This window comes from Pseudomonas algeriensis (assembly GCF_048847255.1).
Classification (GTDB): Bacteria; Pseudomonadota; Gammaproteobacteria; order Pseudomonadales; family Pseudomonadaceae; genus Aquipseudomonas.
Genome location: NZ_JBKKRK010000002.1, coordinates 355053 through 370761, shown reverse-complemented (window position 1 = coordinate 370761; position 15709 = coordinate 355053). Strand labels below are relative to the sequence as shown.

Here is a 15709-nt window from a genome sequence, read left to right as displayed (position 1 = left end):
AGGTTTTGTGAACACAGACCCATTGTGGGAGCGAGCTTGCTCGCGATAGCGGCCTTGAATCTCTCCCCAGAACAACATCCAGAAACAATTAAGCAGCCAAAAGGCTGCCCAATAAACTGTTCCCGTTACGTATACGTCACCCTGCCCTGTGGCGTTTCGCCACGGCAGGCTGTCATCTCGCTACTCACCTACACACTTTCAACCGAGCCAGGGAGCGAACCAAGTTGGTGCGTTGATCAATCCGATGCCCTTTCCTGGATCATGATCCAAGGCGAAACCACTACCGCCCAGAGCTGCGGATCGCGCTCCAGAAAATCCAGCGCCCGCGTTTCAGACAGCTTGGCGACCTGCCCGGCGCCCAGCCAGGCGGCGACTTTGGTACCTTCGTCCTGGGCCACGGCCTCGGCGGCAGCGATCAGATCCAGTCCCGGATCGACCCACAATAGGGCACCCTTGGCAAAGAACGGCTCCAGCTCTTTCCAGGTGATGGATGCGGTTTCACCGAGCAATTTGGCATAGAGGGTGCTAGGTTCTTGATTCATGGGAGCTGTCCGGAAAAGAAATCGGCGCGAATGATAACGTCGGTGGTCTGGCAGAAAAACCCAGTTGCAATTGCAGCACCGATTGAAAAGCGCAGCAAAGCCAAGGATTGCCGATTTGACCGGACAACCCCCGCCGCGAATCTGTCTTTTTCTTTCAATAAAGCGACACCCTCAGGTTTTGCCCCCAAGCGCCAGCTTCCCTTGCCAACAATCGGCGCTCTACACTGTACCGGTACAGTTGCCGGGGGCATTTTCCGCGAGGATATCCAAGATATCTGACCCGGTTCTGCTGCTACGGCGCCAGGACTATAAAAACTACAACAGCATGAGTGGAGCACTATGACTAAGGCTACTAAGCAGATTTCCAAACTGTTTGCCGCTATGGTTCTGGCCGGGGTTGCCAGCCATTCGTTTGCCGCCGATACCATCAAGATCGGCATCGCCGGCCCGAAAACCGGCCCTGTAGCCCAATACGGCGACATGCAGTTCAGCGGCTCCAAGATGGCGATCGAGCAAATCAACGCCAAGGGCGGCGTCGACGGCAAGAAACTCGAAGCCGTTGAATACGACGACGCCTGCGATCCAAAACAAGCGGTCGCCGTCGCGAACAAGGTCGTCAACGACGGCGTCAAGTTCGTGATCGGCCACCTGTGCTCCAGCTCCACCCAGCCGGCTTCGGACATCTACGAAGACGAAGGCGTGATCATGATCACCCCAGCGGCCACCAGCCCGGACATCACCGCCCGTGGCTACAAGATGATCTTCCGCACCATCGGTCTGGACAGTGCCCAAGGCCCAGCGGCCGGCAACTACATCGCCGATCACGTCAAGCCGAAAATCGTTGCGGTCCTGCACGACAAGCAGCAGTACGGTGAAGGCATCGCCAGCGCGGTGAAAGCCACCCTCGAGAAGAAAGGCACCAAGGTTGCCGTGTTCGAAGGCGTCAACGCCGGCGACAAGGACTTCTCCGCGATCATCGCCAAGCTCAAGCAAGCCGGTGTCGACTTCGTTTACTACGGCGGTTACCACCCGGAGCTGGGCCTGATCCTGCGTCAAGCCCAGGAAAAGGGCCTGAAAGCCCGCTTCATGGGTCCGGAAGGCGTGGGCAACGATTCGATCACCCAGATCGCCAAGGATGCTTCCGAAGGCCTGCTGGTGACCCTGCCGAAGTCCTTCGACCAGGATCCGGCCAACGTTGCATTGGCTGACGCGTTCAAAGCGAAGAAGGAAGACCCGAGCGGCCCGTTCGTGTTCCCGTCCTACTCCGCAGTGACCGTGATTGCCGAAGGCATCAAGGCGGCCAAGTCCGAAGACGCGACCAAAGTGGCTGAAGCCATCCATGCCGGCACTTTCAAGACGCCGACCGGGGACCTGAGCTTCGATGAAAAGGGCGACCTGAAAGACTTCAAATTCGTGGTTTACGAGTGGCACAACGGCAAACCTAAAACTGAAGTTTCGCCTCAGTAAGGCGCTGCCTCACTGACTGCCAATAAAGCCCACGGCGTGCCGTGGGCTTTGTTTTACGAATGTATGGGCCGCGCTGGCGTGATCCGCCAGTCTCCCCACCTGAAAATCTCAAAACCGTCATCAGCGGTTCGCTGGCAAAACCCGGATTCGAAGTGGATAGAGATCCACGGGGCCGGGCGGGAAAATGACTCCACCAGTGAAATGCGTATCAGGTTTTTAGGAGCGCTGTAATGCCTGACATCTATCACTTCTTCCAACAGCTGGTTAACGGCCTTAACGTTGGCAGCATGTATGCCCTGATCGCCATCGGCTACACGATGGTTTACGGCATCATTGGAATGATCAACTTCGCCCACGGCGAGGTGTACATGATCGGCTCCTACGTGGCGTTCATCGCCATTGCCGGGCTGACCATGATGGGACTCGACAGTGTCCCGCTGTTGATGACCGCGGCTTTTATCGCGAGCATCGTGGTCACTAGCTCCTATGGCTACAGCATCGAACGGATCGCCTATCGCCCCTTGCGCGGCAGTAACCGTCTTATCCCGCTGATTTCCGCCATTGGTATGTCGATTTTCCTGCAGAACACCGTTCTGCTGGCGCAAGACTCCAAGGACAAAGCAATCCCCAACCTGATCCCTGGCAACTTCGCCTTCGGTCCGGGTGGCGCACAAGAAGTGCTGATTTCCTACATGCAGATCGTGGTGTTCATCGTCACTGTGATCGCCATGCTCGGCCTGACCCTGTTCATCTCCCGTTCTCGCCTGGGCCGCGCCTGCCGCGCCTGTGCCGAGGACATCAAGATGGCCAACCTGCTCGGCATCAACACCAACAACATCATTGCCCTGACTTTTGTCATTGGTGCTGCGCTGGCAGCCGTTGCGGCTGTTCTGCTGAGCATGCAATACGGCGTGATCAACCCGAACGCCGGTTTCCTCGTCGGCCTCAAGGCCTTCACCGCTGCGGTATTGGGCGGCATCGGCAGCATTCCCGGAGCCATGCTCGGTGGATTGGTGCTGGGGGTGGCGGAAGCCTTTGGCGCCGATATCTTCGGCGACCAGTACAAGGACGTCGTTGCATTCGGCTTGTTGGTTCTGGTGCTGTTGTTCCGTCCGACCGGCATTCTGGGCCGTCCGGAGGTTGAGAAAGTATGACTAGGAATCTTAAACAGGCACTGTTCAGTGCCTTGCTGGTCTGGGCCGTGGCCTACCCGGTACTCGGTCTGAAACTGACCATCGTCGGTATCAACCTGGAAGTGCACAACACCAGCCCTGCGGTGCTTGCGACCATCGCGATCTGCTCGGTGCTGATGTTCCTGCGCGTGCTGTTCAACCAGCAAATCAGCAAGGCCTGGCGCTCCTCCCCGGGCCTGCCACTGATCCCGGCCAAGGCCAGCAACTTCCTGACCCTGCCAACGACTCAGCGCTATTTCATCATCGCCCTCATCATCGTCGCGCTGGTATGGCCGTTCTTCGGCTCGCGCGGCGCGGTGGACATCGCTACGCTGATCCTGATCTACGTGATGCTCGGCCTGGGCCTGAACATCGTGGTAGGCCTGGCCGGCCTGCTGGACCTGGGTTACGTCGGCTTCTACGCCGTCGGCGCCTACAGCTACGCGCTGCTGTCCCACTACTTCGGCCTGAGCTTCTGGATCTGCCTGCCGATCGCCGGGCTGATGGCTGCCACCTTCGGTTTCCTGCTGGGTTTCCCGGTCCTGCGCTTGCGTGGTGACTATCTGGCGATCGTGACCCTGGGTTTCGGTGAGATCATCCGGCTGTTCCTGCGTAACATGACCGACATCACCGGTGGTCCGAACGGCATCAGCAATATCGAGAAGCCGACGTTCTTCGGCCTGACCTTCGAGCGCAAGGCCGCCGAAGGCTTGCAGACCTTCCACGAGTACTTCGGCCTGCAATACAACTCGATCAACAAGGTGATCTTCCTGTACCTGGTTGCCCTGTTGCTGGCACTGGCGGCACTGTTTGTCATCAATCGCCTGCTGCGCATGCCGATCGGCCGTGCGTGGGAAGCGCTGCGTGAAGACGAAATCGCCTGCCGCGCGCTGGGTCTCAACCCAACCGTGATCAAACTGTCGGCCTTTACCCTCGGTGCTGCGTTCGCCGGTTTCGCCGGTAGCTTCTTCGCGGCTCGCCAGGGCCTGGTGACGCCCGAATCGTTCACCTTCATCGAGTCGGCGATCATCCTCGCCATCGTCGTGCTGGGCGGGATGGGCTCGCAGCTGGGCGTGATCCTGGCGGCGATCGTGATGATCCTGCTGCCTGAAATGATGCGTGAATTCAGTGAATACCGCATGTTGATGTTCGGCGCCTTGATGGTGCTGATGATGATCTGGCGTCCTCAAGGTCTGCTGCCTATGCAACGCCCACACATGGAGCTGCGCAAATGAGCCGCGAGATCCTCAAAGTTGAAAACTTGAGCATGCGCTTCGGCGGCTTGCTTGCGGTCAACGGCGTGGCCCTGACCGTGAAAGAGAAACAAGTGGTTGCCCTGATCGGGCCAAACGGCGCGGGCAAGACCACAGTGTTCAACTGCCTGACCGGCTTCTACCAGCCTACCGGCGGCACCATCCTGCTGGACGGCGAGCCGATCCAGGGCCTGGCCGGCCATCACATCGCTCGCAAGGGCGTGGTGCGGACCTTCCAGAACGTGCGGCTGTTCAAGGACATGACGGCGGTCGAGAACCTGTTGATCGCCCAGCACCGTCACCTGAACACCAACTTCTTCGCGGGCCTGTTCAAGACCCCGGCGTTCCGCAAGAGCGAACGCGAGGCGATGGAGTACGCCGCTTACTGGCTGGACAAGGTCAACCTCACCGAGTTCGCCAACCGTACCGCCGGCACCCTGGCCTACGGTCAGCAACGGCGCCTGGAAATCGCCCGCTGCATGATGACCCGCCCGCGGATCCTCATGCTCGACGAACCGGCCGCCGGCCTGAACCCGAAGGAAACCGAAGACCTGAAGGCGCTCATCAGCGTGTTGCGCGAGGAGCACAACGTCACCGTCCTGCTGATCGAGCACGATATGAAGCTGGTCATGAGCATTTCCGACCACATCGTCGTGATCAACCAGGGCACGCCGCTGGCCGACGGTACGCCGGAACAGATCCGCGATAATCCCGAAGTGATCAAAGCCTACCTGGGGGAAGCGTAAATGCTGCAATTCGAAAACGTTTCCACCTTCTACGGCAAGATCCAGGCGCTGCACAGCGTCAACGTCGAGGTCCGCCAGGGCGAAATCGTCACGCTGATCGGCGCCAACGGTGCTGGCAAATCGACGCTGCTGATGACCCTCTGCGGTTCGCCCCAGGCCCACAGCGGCAGCATCCGCTACATGGGCGAGGAACTGGTGGGCCAGGAGTCGGCGCAGATCATGCGCAAGAGCATCGCTGTGGTGCCTGAAGGCCGTCGGGTATTTGCCCGGCTGACCGTGGAAGAAAACCTCGCCATGGGCGGGTTCTTCACCGACAAGGGCGACTATCAGGAACAGATGGACAAGGTGCTGCACCTTTTCCCACGCCTGAAAGAGCGTTTTACCCAGCGCGGCGGCACCATGTCCGGTGGCGAACAGCAAATGCTCGCCATCGGCCGTGCGCTGATGAGCAAGCCCAAGCTGCTGCTGCTCGACGAGCCTTCCCTGGGCCTGGCACCGATCATCATCCAGCAGATCTTCGACATCATCGAACAGCTGCGCAAGGATGGCGTGACGGTGTTCCTGGTGGAGCAGAACGCCAACCAAGCGCTGAAAATCGCCGACCGGGCGTACGTGCTGGAGAACGGTCGCGTGGTGATGCAAGGCACCGGTGAAGCGCTGCTGACCGACCCGAAAGTGCGCGAGGCGTACCTGGGCGGCTGAGGCTGTCACCAAGAAAAAACGGCCTTCGGGCCGTTTTTTTTGCCTGCTAATCTTCCCTAACGCCAAGCCCCCAGTGGGAGCGAGCTTGCTCGCGAAGGCGGCGGCAAATACACAAACTATGCAAGCTGAACCACCGCGATCGCGAGCAAGCTCGCTCCCACAGGGTTACGGCGACTATTGCTAAAGCCTATCCAACGCCGCCCCACTGCGCTTGAACCATTCAATCAAATAATCAACCAGCACCTGGGTACGCTTGGGCAACCCACCCTGATAAGGATGCACCAGGTACATCGGCATGCGCCGGGTCTGGAAATCGCGCAGCAGCCAACGCAGGCGTCCGTCGGCCAGCTCTTCATGGAGCAAATACGATGGCAAACGGGCGATACCCGCGTCGGCCAAGGCGGCTTTTTTCAACAGGCTGTAATGGTTGCTGGCGAACGGCCCGGACACTCGCACCCGCAACAATTCGTGCTGCTGGTGATACAGCCACTCTTCCCGACCACTGTAGTGGCTGTTGAGCAGGCACTTGTGCTCCACCAAGGCGTGGGGGGACTCGGGTTCGCCGTAGCGTTCCAGGTAGGCCGGGCTGGCGCAGGTCATTTCATGCCAGGCCAGCAACGGTCGAGCCACCAACCGCTCATCGACCGCCGCATCCGAACGAATCGCCAAATCGAAGCCATCGCGGGTTAAATCGCGGTAACCATTGTTGAGCTCCAGCTCAATCTGCACGTCGGGATAGGCACAGGCAAATTCCGTAAGCAATCCCTCGAAGAACGTTTCGCCCAACGAAACCGGAACCGTCATGCGCACCGGCCCGGAAATTTCGCCCTTCAAGCGCGCCAACGCCTGACGCGCCCTTTCCACCTGGACCAACAATGCCTGGGCCTGGGGCAACAGCGCAGCGCCCGCCGCCGTCAGGCTAAGGCGTCGTGTCGTGCGCTGGAGCAGCAGCACCGAAAACCGCTCTTCCAACAGACTGATGCGCTTGGACAGTTGCCCCTTGCTGCACCCCAACTGCTGCGCCGCCAAGGTGAAACTCCCAGCCTCCACCAGCACGGCGAACGCTGCGAGGTCATCTATCTCGCTCACTGGATTGTTTCCAATTGAAAACCAAAGGTTTCCTATTAGCACGATTATCCCGAAGAAAATCCAGCCTAGACTGCAACCTCGTTCAAACCAATGAGGAGCAGCCCATGAAAATCCTGTTGATCGGCGCCAACGGCACCATCGGTTCGGCCATCGATAATGAATTATCGCCCCGCCACGAAATCGTACGCATCGGCCGCCATAGCGGTGACGTACAAGTCGATATCAGCGACAGCGCCTCGATCCGCGCCCTGTTTGAAAAGACCGGCCGCTTCGACGCGCTGGTCTGTGCCGCGGGCAATGTCACCTTCGCACCTCTGGGCGACATGACCGAAGACAGCTTTGCCCTAGGCCTGAAGGACAAACTGATGGGCCAGGTCAATCTGCTGCTGATCGGCCGCGAGTTCGCCAACGACGGTGCATCCTTTACCTTCACCACTGGCGTACTCAGCCACGACCCCATCAAGAGCGGCGCTTCGGCGGCGCTGGTGAACGGCGCCCTCGACAGCTTCGTGCGCGCGGCGGCAATCGAATTGCCGCGCGGGCTACGGGTCAATTCGGTAAGCCCGAACGTGCTTCTGGAAGCCATGGACAAATATGCGCCGTACTTCCGTGGCTATAAGCCCGTTCCCGCGGCGGAAGTGGCGTTGGCCTACGCGAAGAGTGTCGAAGGCCTGCAAACCGGCCAGACCTTTCACGTGGGCTGACCCCTTGTGATAGAGGGACAGTCTGCGTAACGTGGCGGCACTTGTCTGGAGACCCAATGATGCGTGCCGCTCGTTCCCTGCTGTTTGTCGCCCTCCTCCCGCTTTTCGCCGGCTGCCAGCTGCTCGAAGCCCCGCGCCAGAGCGCGCCCCATGCGGGGCAAACACGTATGCAAGGCGAACTGACAGCCGCGGACGGCAAGTTGATGTTCCAGCCGTGCCAGGAACAGCGCCGCTACTTGGTCAATGACGCCGGCGGCACCAGCGTGCTGCAACAAGCCGCCACCCTGGCGGATGATAGCGGCAAGTTGTTCGCCGACCTGCGCGGCCGCATCGTTTCCAGCGCATCGGCCGGTGCCGACAGCCAGCTGGACGTTGGCCAGCTCTATCGCCTGGAACCTTCGGGGACCGCGTGCGGCGACGCAGACTTCAAGCGCGTGATTCTGCGTGCAACGGGCCACAGCCCTGAATGGACCCTCACGGCCAGCGGCAAGGGCCTGGTGCTGGATCGGGTAGGTCAGCCGCTACTGGCGGTGCCCTATGTCGAGGAGCAATTGGGTGATGGCAGGTTCAACCTCGGTACCGAAGCCAATGGCCAGAAAGTCGAGCTATGGGTCACCCCGGCTCGCTGTGTCGACAGCGCCAGCGGCAGCGTGCAACACATGAGCGCCGAATTGCGGGTCAACGGCCAGGTCCAGCGCGGATGTGCCTATTTCGGTGGCGCACGGGACGACTGACTTGTCGCCAGTCTGTTTTAACCTCACGGGTAGCAGGGAATGCAGCTTATAATCGCCGGTTTGAAGCACGCCCTGGCGCAGTTGTGCGCCCCGCGAACCGGATCCTGTCATGTTACGAATCACCGAACTCAAGCTGCCGATCGACCATCCCGAAGAAGACCTGCGTCCCGCCATCGTGCAACGCCTGGGCATCGCCAGCGATGACCTGCTCGACTTCACCTTGTTCAAACGCAGCTATGACGCACGCAAGAAATCTTCCGAGCTGTGCTTCATTTACACCATCGACCTGACGGTGCGCGATGAAGCCAGCGTGCTGCGCAAGTTCGCCGATGACCGTAACGTCAACGAAGCGCCGGACGTCAGCTACAAAGTGGTTGGCCAGGCGCCGGCCGACCTGGGCGAACGGCCGATCGTGGTCGGCTTCGGCCCGTGCGGCATTTTCGCCGCCATGTTGCTCGCGCAGATGGGCTTCAAGCCGATCATCCTCGAGCGCGGCCCGGAGGTGCGCCAGCGCACCAAGGACACTTGGGGCCTGTGGCGCAAAAGCGTGCTCAACCCTGAATCCAACGTGCAATTCGGCGAGGGCGGTGCGGGGACATTCTCCGACGGCAAGCTCTACAGCCAGATCAAGGACCCTAAATTCCTTGGGCGCAAGGTCCTGCACGAGTTCGTCAAGGCCGGGGCGCCCGAAGAAATCCTCTACGTCAGCAAGCCACACATCGGTACGTTCCGCCTGACAGGCGTCGTGGAAAACATGCGTGAGCAGATTCGCGCGCTGGGCGGCGAAGTGCGCTTCGGGCAGCGAGTCACCGATGTGCTGATCGAAGACGGCCAATTGGTCGGTGTCGAGTTGGCCAGCGGTGAACAGATCCATTCCAAACACGTGATCCTTGCCCTGGGCCACAGCGCCCGGGACACGTTCCGCATGCTCCACAGCCGTGGCGTGTACATGGAAGCGAAGCCGTTCTCGGTGGGTTTCCGCATCGAACACCCGCAATCACTGATCGACAGTGCACGCCTGGGCAAGTACGCCGGCCATCCGAAGCTCGGCGCGGCCGACTACAAACTGGTGCACCACGCCAAGAACGGCCGATCGGTGTACAGCTTCTGCATGTGCCCGGGCGGTACAGTGGTGGCGGCGACTTCCGAGCCGAACCGGGTCGTGACCAACGGCATGAGCCAGTATTCACGTAACGAGCGCAACGCCAACTCCGGCATCGTTGTCGGCATTACCCCGGAAGTGGATTACCCGGGGGGCCCGCTGGCGGGAATCGAGTTGCAGGAGCGCCTGGAGTCCCACGCCTTCGTACTCGGCGGCAGCAACTATGAGGCCCCCGCGCAACTGGTGGGCGATTTCATCGCCGGCAAGCCTTCGACGGCGCTGGGCAGCGTTGAACCGTCCTACAAACCGGGGGTTGCCTTGGGCGACCTGGCCCTGGCCCTGCCGGATTTCGCCATCGAAGCCATTCGTGAAGCGTTACCGGCGTTCGAGAAACAGATCCGTGGCTATTCGCTGCACGATGCAGTGCTCACCGGCATCGAGACGCGCACCTCGTCACCGCTGCGTATCACGCGAAACGAAACGCTGCAAAGCCTGAATGTGAAGGGCTTGTTCCCCGCTGGGGAAGGCGCCGGTTACGCGGGCGGCATCCTGTCGGCGGGCGTGGATGGAATCCGGATTGCCGAGGCGGTGGCGCGGAATATCCTCGGCTTGAAGGACTGACATCCATTCACTGTGGGAGCGAGCTTGCTCGCGAAAGCGATGGATCATTCAGCATGTATGTTGAATGTTAATCCGGTTTCGCGAGCAGGCTCGCTCCCACAGGGTTCTCCGAGTGTTCAAGAACTCAGATGTTAGCTCGCAACACACTCTCCGGCAGCGCTTCTCCGCGTTCCGCACACGCAGCCACCGCATCGATCAACCCACTCAACTCATACCCCTGCTGCTTGAGCCATGCCGGATCATAATAAGTCGTGGCATAACGCTCCCCGCCGTCGCAAAGAATGGCCACGATCGACCCTGACTCACCAGCATCCACCATCCCCTTCGCGGCGATCAGCGCGCCGATCAGGTTGGTACCGCTGGACCCACCTACCCGTCGCCCCAACCGCTGGGCCAGGTAATGCATGGCCGCGAGAGACAAGGCGTCCGGGACCTTGACCATCGCATCGATGACCGTGGGCAGGAACGACGCTTCGACCCGTGGTCGGCCGATGCCTTCGATCCGCGAGCCGCAATCCAGGCGCAGGCTGGCGTCGCCGCTGCGGTAGTAATCGAAGAATACCGAGCGCTCGGCGTCGGCACACAGCACACGGGTACAGTGCTGGCGGTAACGCACATAACGTCCCAGGGTGGCGGTCGTGCCACCGGTTCCGGGGCTGGAAATCAGCCAGGTCGGTTCCGGATGCTGCTCAAAACGCATCTGCTGGAAGATCGACTCGGCGATGTTGTTGTTGGCGCGCCAGTCCGTAGCGCGCTCGGCGTAGGTGAATTGGTCGATGAAATGGCCGTCATGCTCACGCGCCAGGCGTTCGGACTCGGCGTAGATCTGCGTAGGATCATCCACCAAATGGCTCTGGCCGCCATAAAAGGCGATCTGTGCGATTTTTTCCCGAGAGGTCGTCGCCGGCATCACCGCAATGAATGGCAGGCCCAGCAACCGGGCGAAGTAGGCCTCGGAAATTGCCGTCGATCCGCTGGAGGCTTCGATCACCGGCGCCCCCGGCTTGAGCCAGCCGTTGCACAACGCATAGAGGAAAAGCGAACGAGCCAATCGATGCTTGAGGCTTCCAGTGGGATGGCTGGACTCATCCTTGAAGTACAGCTCAGTGCCCGGCAACCCCGGCAACGGCAGTGGGATCAAGTGCGTATCGGCGCTGCGCTGGAAGTCCGCCTCGATGATACGGATGGCCTCACGCGCCCACTGGCGGTGGTCGTTCATGGTGTTTTCTCGCTGGATCGGTACGACGCAGGCAGACCGATAGCCACGGGGCACGATCTGGTTCGGAAATACGAGACGCAAGCTTAGGAAAAAACCGACATCGCGCACAGGTACAGCTAAGGTCCAATATGCCCGTCAACTGCCCGACTGCCCAATACAGGCGCTGTAACAGCATATAACAAAAAAGAATATAACTTTTGTTTTAACAACTAACGGTACGGGTTAGGGTGTCCCTATCTTTGGATCCGATGAATGGAGAGCAGTCTTGGCTCTACGTAGCTCTATGACACGTTTTTTCCAACTGGAAGCGGCAAGCGGCCTTCTGTTGATCGCGGCCGCTGTGCTGGCCCTGGTGATCAACAATTCGCCGCTGGACTGGCTTTATAACGGCTTGCTGGAGACTCCGGTGGTGGCTCAGGTCGGCGCCTTGCAGATCGCCAAGCCCTTGCTGCTGTGGATCAACGACGGCCTGATGGCTATGTTCTTCCTGCTCATCGGCCTTGAGGTCAAGCGGGAGGTCCTCGACGGGCAATTGTCCAAACCATCGCAGATTGTCCTGCCGGGCGCTGCGGCCGTCGGCGGCATGCTGGTGCCGGCGCTCATCTACTGGTTCCTCAACCGCGACAACCCAGCCGCACTGGCCGGCTGGGCGATCCCGACGGCCACCGATATTGCCTTCGCCCTGGGCGTGCTGGCCTTGCTGGGCAAGCGAGTGCCGGTGTCGCTCAAGCTGTTCCTGATGACGCTGGCGATCATTGATGACCTGGGCGCCATTATCATCATTGCGATCTTCTACTCTGGCGACCTGTCGACCCTGTCATTGGGGCTGGCTGCGGCCTGCATCGCGGCATTGGTGGCAATGAACCGCATGGGCGTGGTCAAACTCGGCCCCTACATGGTGGTCGGGCTGATTCTGTGGGTTTGCGTGCTCAAGAGCGGTGTCCATGCCACCCTGGCGGGTGTCACCCTGGCCTTCTGCATTCCACTGCGCACGAAAAACGCTGAAACGTCGCCATTACTGACCCTCGAACATGCGCTGCATCCCTGGGTGGCGTATGGCATCCTGCCGCTGTTCGCCTTCGCCAACGCGGGTCTGTCGTTGAGCGGCGTCACCGTCGAGAGTTTTACTCACCACGTGCCGATGGGCATCGCGGTCGGGCTGTTGCTGGGCAAGACAGTCGGTGTGTTCGGCCTGACCTGGCTCGCGGTGAAGGTCGGCATTGCCAGCCTTCCCGCCGGGGCGAACTGGGGGCAGATACTGGGGGTGGCGATTCTCTGCGGGATCGGTTTCACGATGAGCCTGTTCGTGGGTTCTCTGGCGTTCGCACCGGGTGCAAGTGAGTATGCAGGAATGGACCGGATGGGGATTCTTACCGGGTCGATCCTGGCGGCGGTAATTGGGTATGGGGTTACGGCGATGGCTAGTCGCAAGCCCGTTTCGTAGCATTCATGACGTGTTGAGCGGGCCGTACAGCGGGGCACTCATCCAGCGTTTTCATAGCTGAACCAGCGCCTATCGCGAGCAAGCTCGCTCCCACGGTTTTTTCGGCGGACGCACCATTCGGTGTATACCCCGATCCACTGTGGGAGCGAGCTTGCTCGCGAAGAGGCCAGTTCATTCAACTTTATCAGCGGCGTTGGCGATCAAAGCCACTTAGTGGGAAACGCGACTGGTTCCACCGACAGTAGAAATCCGCACCCGCTCGCCCACGCGGAACACTTCATTCTCCTGAACCTGTTGAACATAGGCACGCATGCTGCCGTCGTCTTCACGAACCGTGATTTCAACACCCTGGGTACGGGTCAGGCCTTCTTCAGTGGCCGAACCGATCAAGCCGCCAGCCACCGCGCCGATTACGGCGGCAACGATGCTGCCACGGCCACCACCGATCGCGCTGCCACCCACGCCGCCTACTACAGCACCCGCCGCACCGCCGATAGGCGTCTTGGTGCCTTCGATCTTGACCGGACGCAGGGATTCAATAGTGCCCATGCGAATCGTCTGAACGCGACGCGCTTCGTCACGGGAGTAGGAGTCACCGGTCAGGCTCGACTGACAGCCAGTGAGCAACATCGCCATCGTGGAAAAGGAAGCAACCAGCAAAACAGACTTACGCATAGCATCAAACTCCAAAAGACAGGGATCCATTAAACTCCCCGGCTTGACACCTGTCACGGCCTCGCCGGGATAAAATTGTTTTCATTCAGGTGGGATACAGGCGCACCCGAGAAAATTCATCAAACATCAGCGCCAAATTCAGTCAGCAGCGTTACCGCTCCAAGGACTCTCCATGGATTACTTCATCATAGTCGCTACCACCCTAGCCGGCCTGTACTTCCACTGGTGGCTGTACGTACGCATCAAACGCTGGATGGACCGAGACCTGGCGCTGTCATTGGCGGGGCAGGATGAACCGAAAAAACACTACATGCTGCAACAACTGGCCCGCGCCCGCGAACAAGGCGTCAAGCGACGGGACCTGCCGCAATGGCTCCAGGCGGCAGCGGCAGGTTACCCCATCAAGGCGCCAGGCGCTCGCGAGTCCAATCCGCCCCTTGCAGGCGGTAGTTGAGACGATCATGCAGGCGACTGGGGCGCCCCTGCCAGAACTCGATGCGCTCGGGCAGCAAGCGGTAGCCGCCCCAGTGCTCGGGACAATGGGGTTGGCTGTCGCTGAAACGCTGCTCAGTGGCCTTGAGCAAGTCTTCCAGCTCGCCGCGCCCGGCAATCACCCGGCTCTGGGGTGAGGCCCAGGCACCAAGGCGGCTGCCCAGCGGTCGGACCTGGTAATAAGCGTCCGACTCCTGCGCAGTGACTTTCACTACCTTGCCTTCGATACGCACCTGACGCTCCAGTGTCGGCCAGAAAAACGTCATGGCCGCGTACGGATTCGCAGCCAGTTGCTGGCCTTTGGCGCTGTCGTAGTTGGTGAAGAAAGTAAAGCCCTGGGCATCCAGGCCCTTCAGTAGCAGGATCCGGCAGTGAGGCCGGCCGTCAGCGTCCACTGTTGCCAGGGTCATGGCATTGGCTTCCACCGGAGCCTGTTCGGTTTTCACCGCGTCGGCGAACCATTGGTGGAACAACGCGAACGGCTCGGCCGGGGCTTGCGCCTCGGTCAGGCCATCGCGGGTGTAGTCACGGCGCATATCAGCCAGCGCTTGGGTCATGGCGCGTTCCTTGTGATCAGCCAATCACTGTTTCTTGGAGGAGTCGGCGGCAGCAACTTTTTTCCCGTCAGCCGCGGCCTTGGCCGGTTCAGGTTTTTTCGCCGGAGTCGCCTTCTTGGCCGGGGCTTTTTTGGCCGGGGCCTTTGCAGGAGCCTTCTTGGCTGCGGCTTTCTTGGTTGCCGGCGCGGCGGATTTTTTCGCCGCCGGGGCCGGGGCAGGTGCCGCGGGCTTGACGTCCTGGGCAGCCACCATGGTCACCGGCGCAGGGGTCGGCATGTTGTACTTGCTCAACAACGCGACCATGGTATTGGCGGGCGTTACCAGCAATTCGACACGACGGTTCAAAGCCCGTCCCTCGACGCTATCGTTGGCCGCACGTGGCGCCACCGAGCCCATCCCGCGCAGCATCAGGCGATCACGCTGCAAGCCACTGAGCCGGAAGATCGCCGCGACGGATTGGGCGCGCTCCTGGCTGAGCTTCAGATTCGCCGGCGCCGCGCCCGACGTATCGGCGTGACCGAGGATCAGCACCGCGGTTTTCGGATCGGCCTCTAGAATCTTGGCGACGCGAGTGAACGGGCCGAGTGTCACCGGCAGTAGCATGGCCGGACGGTCCGGGTTGAACGAGCCGTCCACGGGAGCGGTGACCACCAGCACATTATCGCGGCGCTCCAGCTCAAGCTTGCTGTCCTTGATGGCGGTACGCAGCTTTGGCTCATAGTCGTCGAGCCAGGCCTGGGTGACTTTCGGGTCGGGCATCGGCACTGCCTTCGCGGTCTCCTGCTCTTTGCCGCCGAACGGCCACCACCACTTGCCACTGCTCTCGGCTTGGGCCTTGGCGACGGTAGCCGGCGCCTTGGTTTCAGGCTTGGCGACAGGTTTCGCTTCTTCTTTCTTGGCGACATCGGCGCCATCGTCGGAGGAGAACGGCCACCACCAATGCGTGGCCCCCTCTGCCTTGGCTTGCGGCGCCACGGCGGCGGGTTTCAGGGGAGCCGGCGGGACCGGCTCCTTGGCCGCGACCTTGTCGGAGGACCCGAACGGCCACCAGCCACCGCCGCCCTCGGCATCATTTTGTGGGTTTTGTGCGCAACCGGTGATAGCGAAGCACAGCGCCAGAGCGAGGGTTTTGTTCGATGACATTGGATATCCACAAAATGATCTGAAGTAAAAAACGAAGGCCATGTTCC

Annotated in this window: 17 protein-coding genes; 11 read left to right on the top strand and 6 right to left on the bottom strand. The window is 60.5% G+C overall.

The features are described 5' to 3' along the window. Positions 1-236 precede the first annotated feature (236 nt). Positions 237-542, bottom strand: a complete 306-nt coding sequence (locus ACLK1G_RS04605) for a DUF2288 domain-containing protein (protein ID WP_420764334.1) — start codon at positions 540-542, stop codon at positions 237-239. A 30-nt stretch (positions 543-572) separates the two neighbouring features. Here ACLK1G_RS04605 and ACLK1G_RS04600 point away from each other — a divergent pair, with 30 nt between their 5' ends. The 6 genes from ACLK1G_RS04600 (at position 573) to ACLK1G_RS04575 (ending at position 5882) form a co-directional block, all read left to right on the top strand. Further along, positions 573-821, top strand: a complete 249-nt coding sequence (locus ACLK1G_RS04600) for a hypothetical protein (RefSeq protein WP_181289307.1) — start codon at positions 573-575, stop codon at positions 819-821. A gap of 60 nt (positions 822-881) precedes the next feature. Then, a complete protein-coding gene (locus ACLK1G_RS04595; protein WP_420764333.1) occupies positions 882-2009 on the top strand; it encodes a branched-chain amino acid ABC transporter substrate-binding protein in 1128 nt (375 codons plus the stop codon). 230 nt (positions 2010-2239) lie between these two features. Then, positions 2240-3163 (top strand): high-affinity branched-chain amino acid ABC transporter permease LivH, encoded by a 924-nt coding sequence (livH, locus tag ACLK1G_RS04590; RefSeq protein WP_420764332.1) that lies wholly within the window; start codon positions 2240-2242, stop codon positions 3161-3163. Beyond that, positions 3160-4416, top strand: a complete 1257-nt coding sequence (locus ACLK1G_RS04585) for a high-affinity branched-chain amino acid ABC transporter permease LivM (protein ID WP_420764331.1) — start codon at positions 3160-3162, stop codon at positions 4414-4416. The genes livH and ACLK1G_RS04585 overlap by 4 nt, the downstream gene beginning before the upstream one ends. After that, positions 4413-5180 (top strand): high-affinity branched-chain amino acid ABC transporter ATP-binding protein LivG, encoded by a 768-nt coding sequence (gene livG / locus ACLK1G_RS04580; protein WP_420764330.1) that lies wholly within the window; start codon positions 4413-4415, stop codon positions 5178-5180. Before ACLK1G_RS04585 ends, livG begins: the two co-directional genes overlap by 4 nt. Then, positions 5181-5882, top strand: coding sequence for an ABC transporter ATP-binding protein (locus ACLK1G_RS04575; RefSeq protein ID WP_072409624.1), 702 nt, complete (start codon positions 5181-5183; stop codon positions 5880-5882). Between the two features lie 180 nt (positions 5883-6062). Here ACLK1G_RS04575 and ACLK1G_RS04570 read toward each other — a convergent pair whose 3' ends face one another. Continuing rightward, positions 6063-6971 carry a LysR family transcriptional regulator gene (locus ACLK1G_RS04570; RefSeq protein ID WP_420764329.1) on the bottom strand — a complete coding sequence of 303 codons (909 nt, stop codon included), beginning with the start codon at positions 6969-6971 and terminating at the stop codon, positions 6063-6065. A 104-nt stretch (positions 6972-7075) separates the two neighbouring features. On the opposite strand from ACLK1G_RS04570, the gene ACLK1G_RS04565 reads away from it, so the two are divergent. The 3 genes from ACLK1G_RS04565 to ACLK1G_RS04555 all read left to right on the top strand — a co-directional run bounded on the left by ACLK1G_RS04565 (position 7076) and on the right by ACLK1G_RS04555 (position 10132). Continuing rightward, the gene (locus ACLK1G_RS04565; protein WP_420764328.1) at positions 7076-7675 is read left to right on the top strand and encodes a short chain dehydrogenase; all 600 of its coding nucleotides are present in this window, start codon (positions 7076-7078) and stop codon (positions 7673-7675) included. A 59-nt stretch (positions 7676-7734) separates the two neighbouring features. Continuing rightward, a complete protein-coding gene (locus ACLK1G_RS04560; protein ID WP_420764455.1) occupies positions 7735-8409 on the top strand; it encodes a COG3650 family protein in 675 nt (224 codons plus the stop codon). Between the two features lie 109 nt (positions 8410-8518). After that, the gene (locus ACLK1G_RS04555) at positions 8519-10132 is read left to right on the top strand and encodes an NAD(P)/FAD-dependent oxidoreductase (RefSeq protein ID WP_420764327.1); all 1614 of its coding nucleotides are present in this window, start codon (positions 8519-8521) and stop codon (positions 10130-10132) included. A gap of 124 nt (positions 10133-10256) precedes the next feature. Here ACLK1G_RS04555 and ACLK1G_RS04550 read toward each other — a convergent pair whose 3' ends face one another. Then, positions 10257-11351, bottom strand: a complete 1095-nt coding sequence (locus tag ACLK1G_RS04550) for a PLP-dependent cysteine synthase family protein (RefSeq protein ID WP_420764326.1) — start codon at positions 11349-11351, stop codon at positions 10257-10259. Positions 11352-11616: 265 nt separating this feature from the next. Between ACLK1G_RS04550 and nhaA the strand changes: the two genes are divergently transcribed. After that, positions 11617-12795 carry a Na+/H+ antiporter NhaA gene (nhaA, locus tag ACLK1G_RS04545; RefSeq protein ID WP_420764325.1) on the top strand — a complete coding sequence of 393 codons (1179 nt, stop codon included), beginning with the start codon at positions 11617-11619 and terminating at the stop codon, positions 12793-12795. A gap of 210 nt (positions 12796-13005) precedes the next feature. Here the strand turns inward: nhaA and ACLK1G_RS04540 are convergent, their stop codons facing one another. Next, positions 13006-13470, bottom strand: coding sequence for an outer membrane lipoprotein (locus ACLK1G_RS04540; protein ID WP_024776354.1), 465 nt, complete (start codon positions 13468-13470; stop codon positions 13006-13008). 172 nt (positions 13471-13642) lie between these two features. Between ACLK1G_RS04540 and ACLK1G_RS04535 the strand changes: the two genes are divergently transcribed. Continuing rightward, positions 13643-13924 carry a hypothetical protein gene (locus ACLK1G_RS04535; RefSeq protein ID WP_420764324.1) on the top strand — a complete coding sequence of 94 codons (282 nt, stop codon included), beginning with the start codon at positions 13643-13645 and terminating at the stop codon, positions 13922-13924. On the opposite strand, the gene pdxH is transcribed toward ACLK1G_RS04535, so the two are convergent. Together pdxH and ACLK1G_RS04525 are read right to left on the bottom strand one after the other, a co-directional pair. Then, positions 13872-14519, bottom strand: coding sequence for a pyridoxamine 5'-phosphate oxidase (pdxH, locus tag ACLK1G_RS04530; protein ID WP_420764323.1), 648 nt, complete (start codon positions 14517-14519; stop codon positions 13872-13874). The two genes, ACLK1G_RS04535 and pdxH, sit on opposite strands and share 53 nt — an antisense overlap. A gap of 24 nt (positions 14520-14543) precedes the next feature. Further along, the gene (locus ACLK1G_RS04525) at positions 14544-15662 is read right to left on the bottom strand and encodes an OmpA family protein (protein WP_420764322.1); all 1119 of its coding nucleotides are present in this window, start codon (positions 15660-15662) and stop codon (positions 14544-14546) included. Positions 15663-15709 lie beyond the last annotated feature (47 nt).

Bases quoted from the DNA above. Each gene is read 5' to 3' on its own strand.
- ACLK1G_RS04605 (WP_420764334.1), bottom strand. From the start codon at position 542: ATGAATCAAGAACCTAGCACCCTCTATGCCAAATTGCTCGGTGAAACC.
- ACLK1G_RS04600 (WP_181289307.1), top strand. From the start codon at position 573: ATGATAACGTCGGTGGTCTGGCAGAAAAACCCAGTTGCAATTGCAGCA.
- ACLK1G_RS04595 (WP_420764333.1), top strand. From the start codon at position 882: ATGACTAAGGCTACTAAGCAGATTTCCAAACTGTTTGCCGCTATGGTT.
- livH (WP_420764332.1), top strand. From the start codon at position 2,240: ATGCCTGACATCTATCACTTCTTCCAACAGCTGGTTAACGGCCTTAAC.
- ACLK1G_RS04585 (WP_420764331.1), top strand. From the start codon at position 3,160: ATGACTAGGAATCTTAAACAGGCACTGTTCAGTGCCTTGCTGGTCTGG.
- livG (WP_420764330.1), top strand. From the start codon at position 4,413: ATGAGCCGCGAGATCCTCAAAGTTGAAAACTTGAGCATGCGCTTCGGC.
- ACLK1G_RS04575 (WP_072409624.1), top strand. From the start codon at position 5,181: ATGCTGCAATTCGAAAACGTTTCCACCTTCTACGGCAAGATCCAGGCG.
- ACLK1G_RS04565 (WP_420764328.1), top strand. From the start codon at position 7,076: ATGAAAATCCTGTTGATCGGCGCCAACGGCACCATCGGTTCGGCCATC.
- ACLK1G_RS04560 (WP_420764455.1), top strand. From the start codon at position 7,735: ATGCGTGCCGCTCGTTCCCTGCTGTTTGTCGCCCTCCTCCCGCTTTTC.
- ACLK1G_RS04555 (WP_420764327.1), top strand. From the start codon at position 8,519: ATGTTACGAATCACCGAACTCAAGCTGCCGATCGACCATCCCGAAGAA.
- ACLK1G_RS04550 (WP_420764326.1), bottom strand. From the start codon at position 11,351: ATGAACGACCACCGCCAGTGGGCGCGTGAGGCCATCCGTATCATCGAG.
- ACLK1G_RS04540 (WP_024776354.1), bottom strand. From the start codon at position 13,470: ATGCGTAAGTCTGTTTTGCTGGTTGCTTCCTTTTCCACGATGGCGATG.
- ACLK1G_RS04535 (WP_420764324.1), top strand. From the start codon at position 13,643: ATGGATTACTTCATCATAGTCGCTACCACCCTAGCCGGCCTGTACTTC.
- pdxH (WP_420764323.1), bottom strand. From the start codon at position 14,519: ATGACCCAAGCGCTGGCTGATATGCGCCGTGACTACACCCGCGATGGC.
- ACLK1G_RS04525 (WP_420764322.1), bottom strand. From the start codon at position 15,662: ATGTCATCGAACAAAACCCTCGCTCTGGCGCTGTGCTTCGCTATCACC.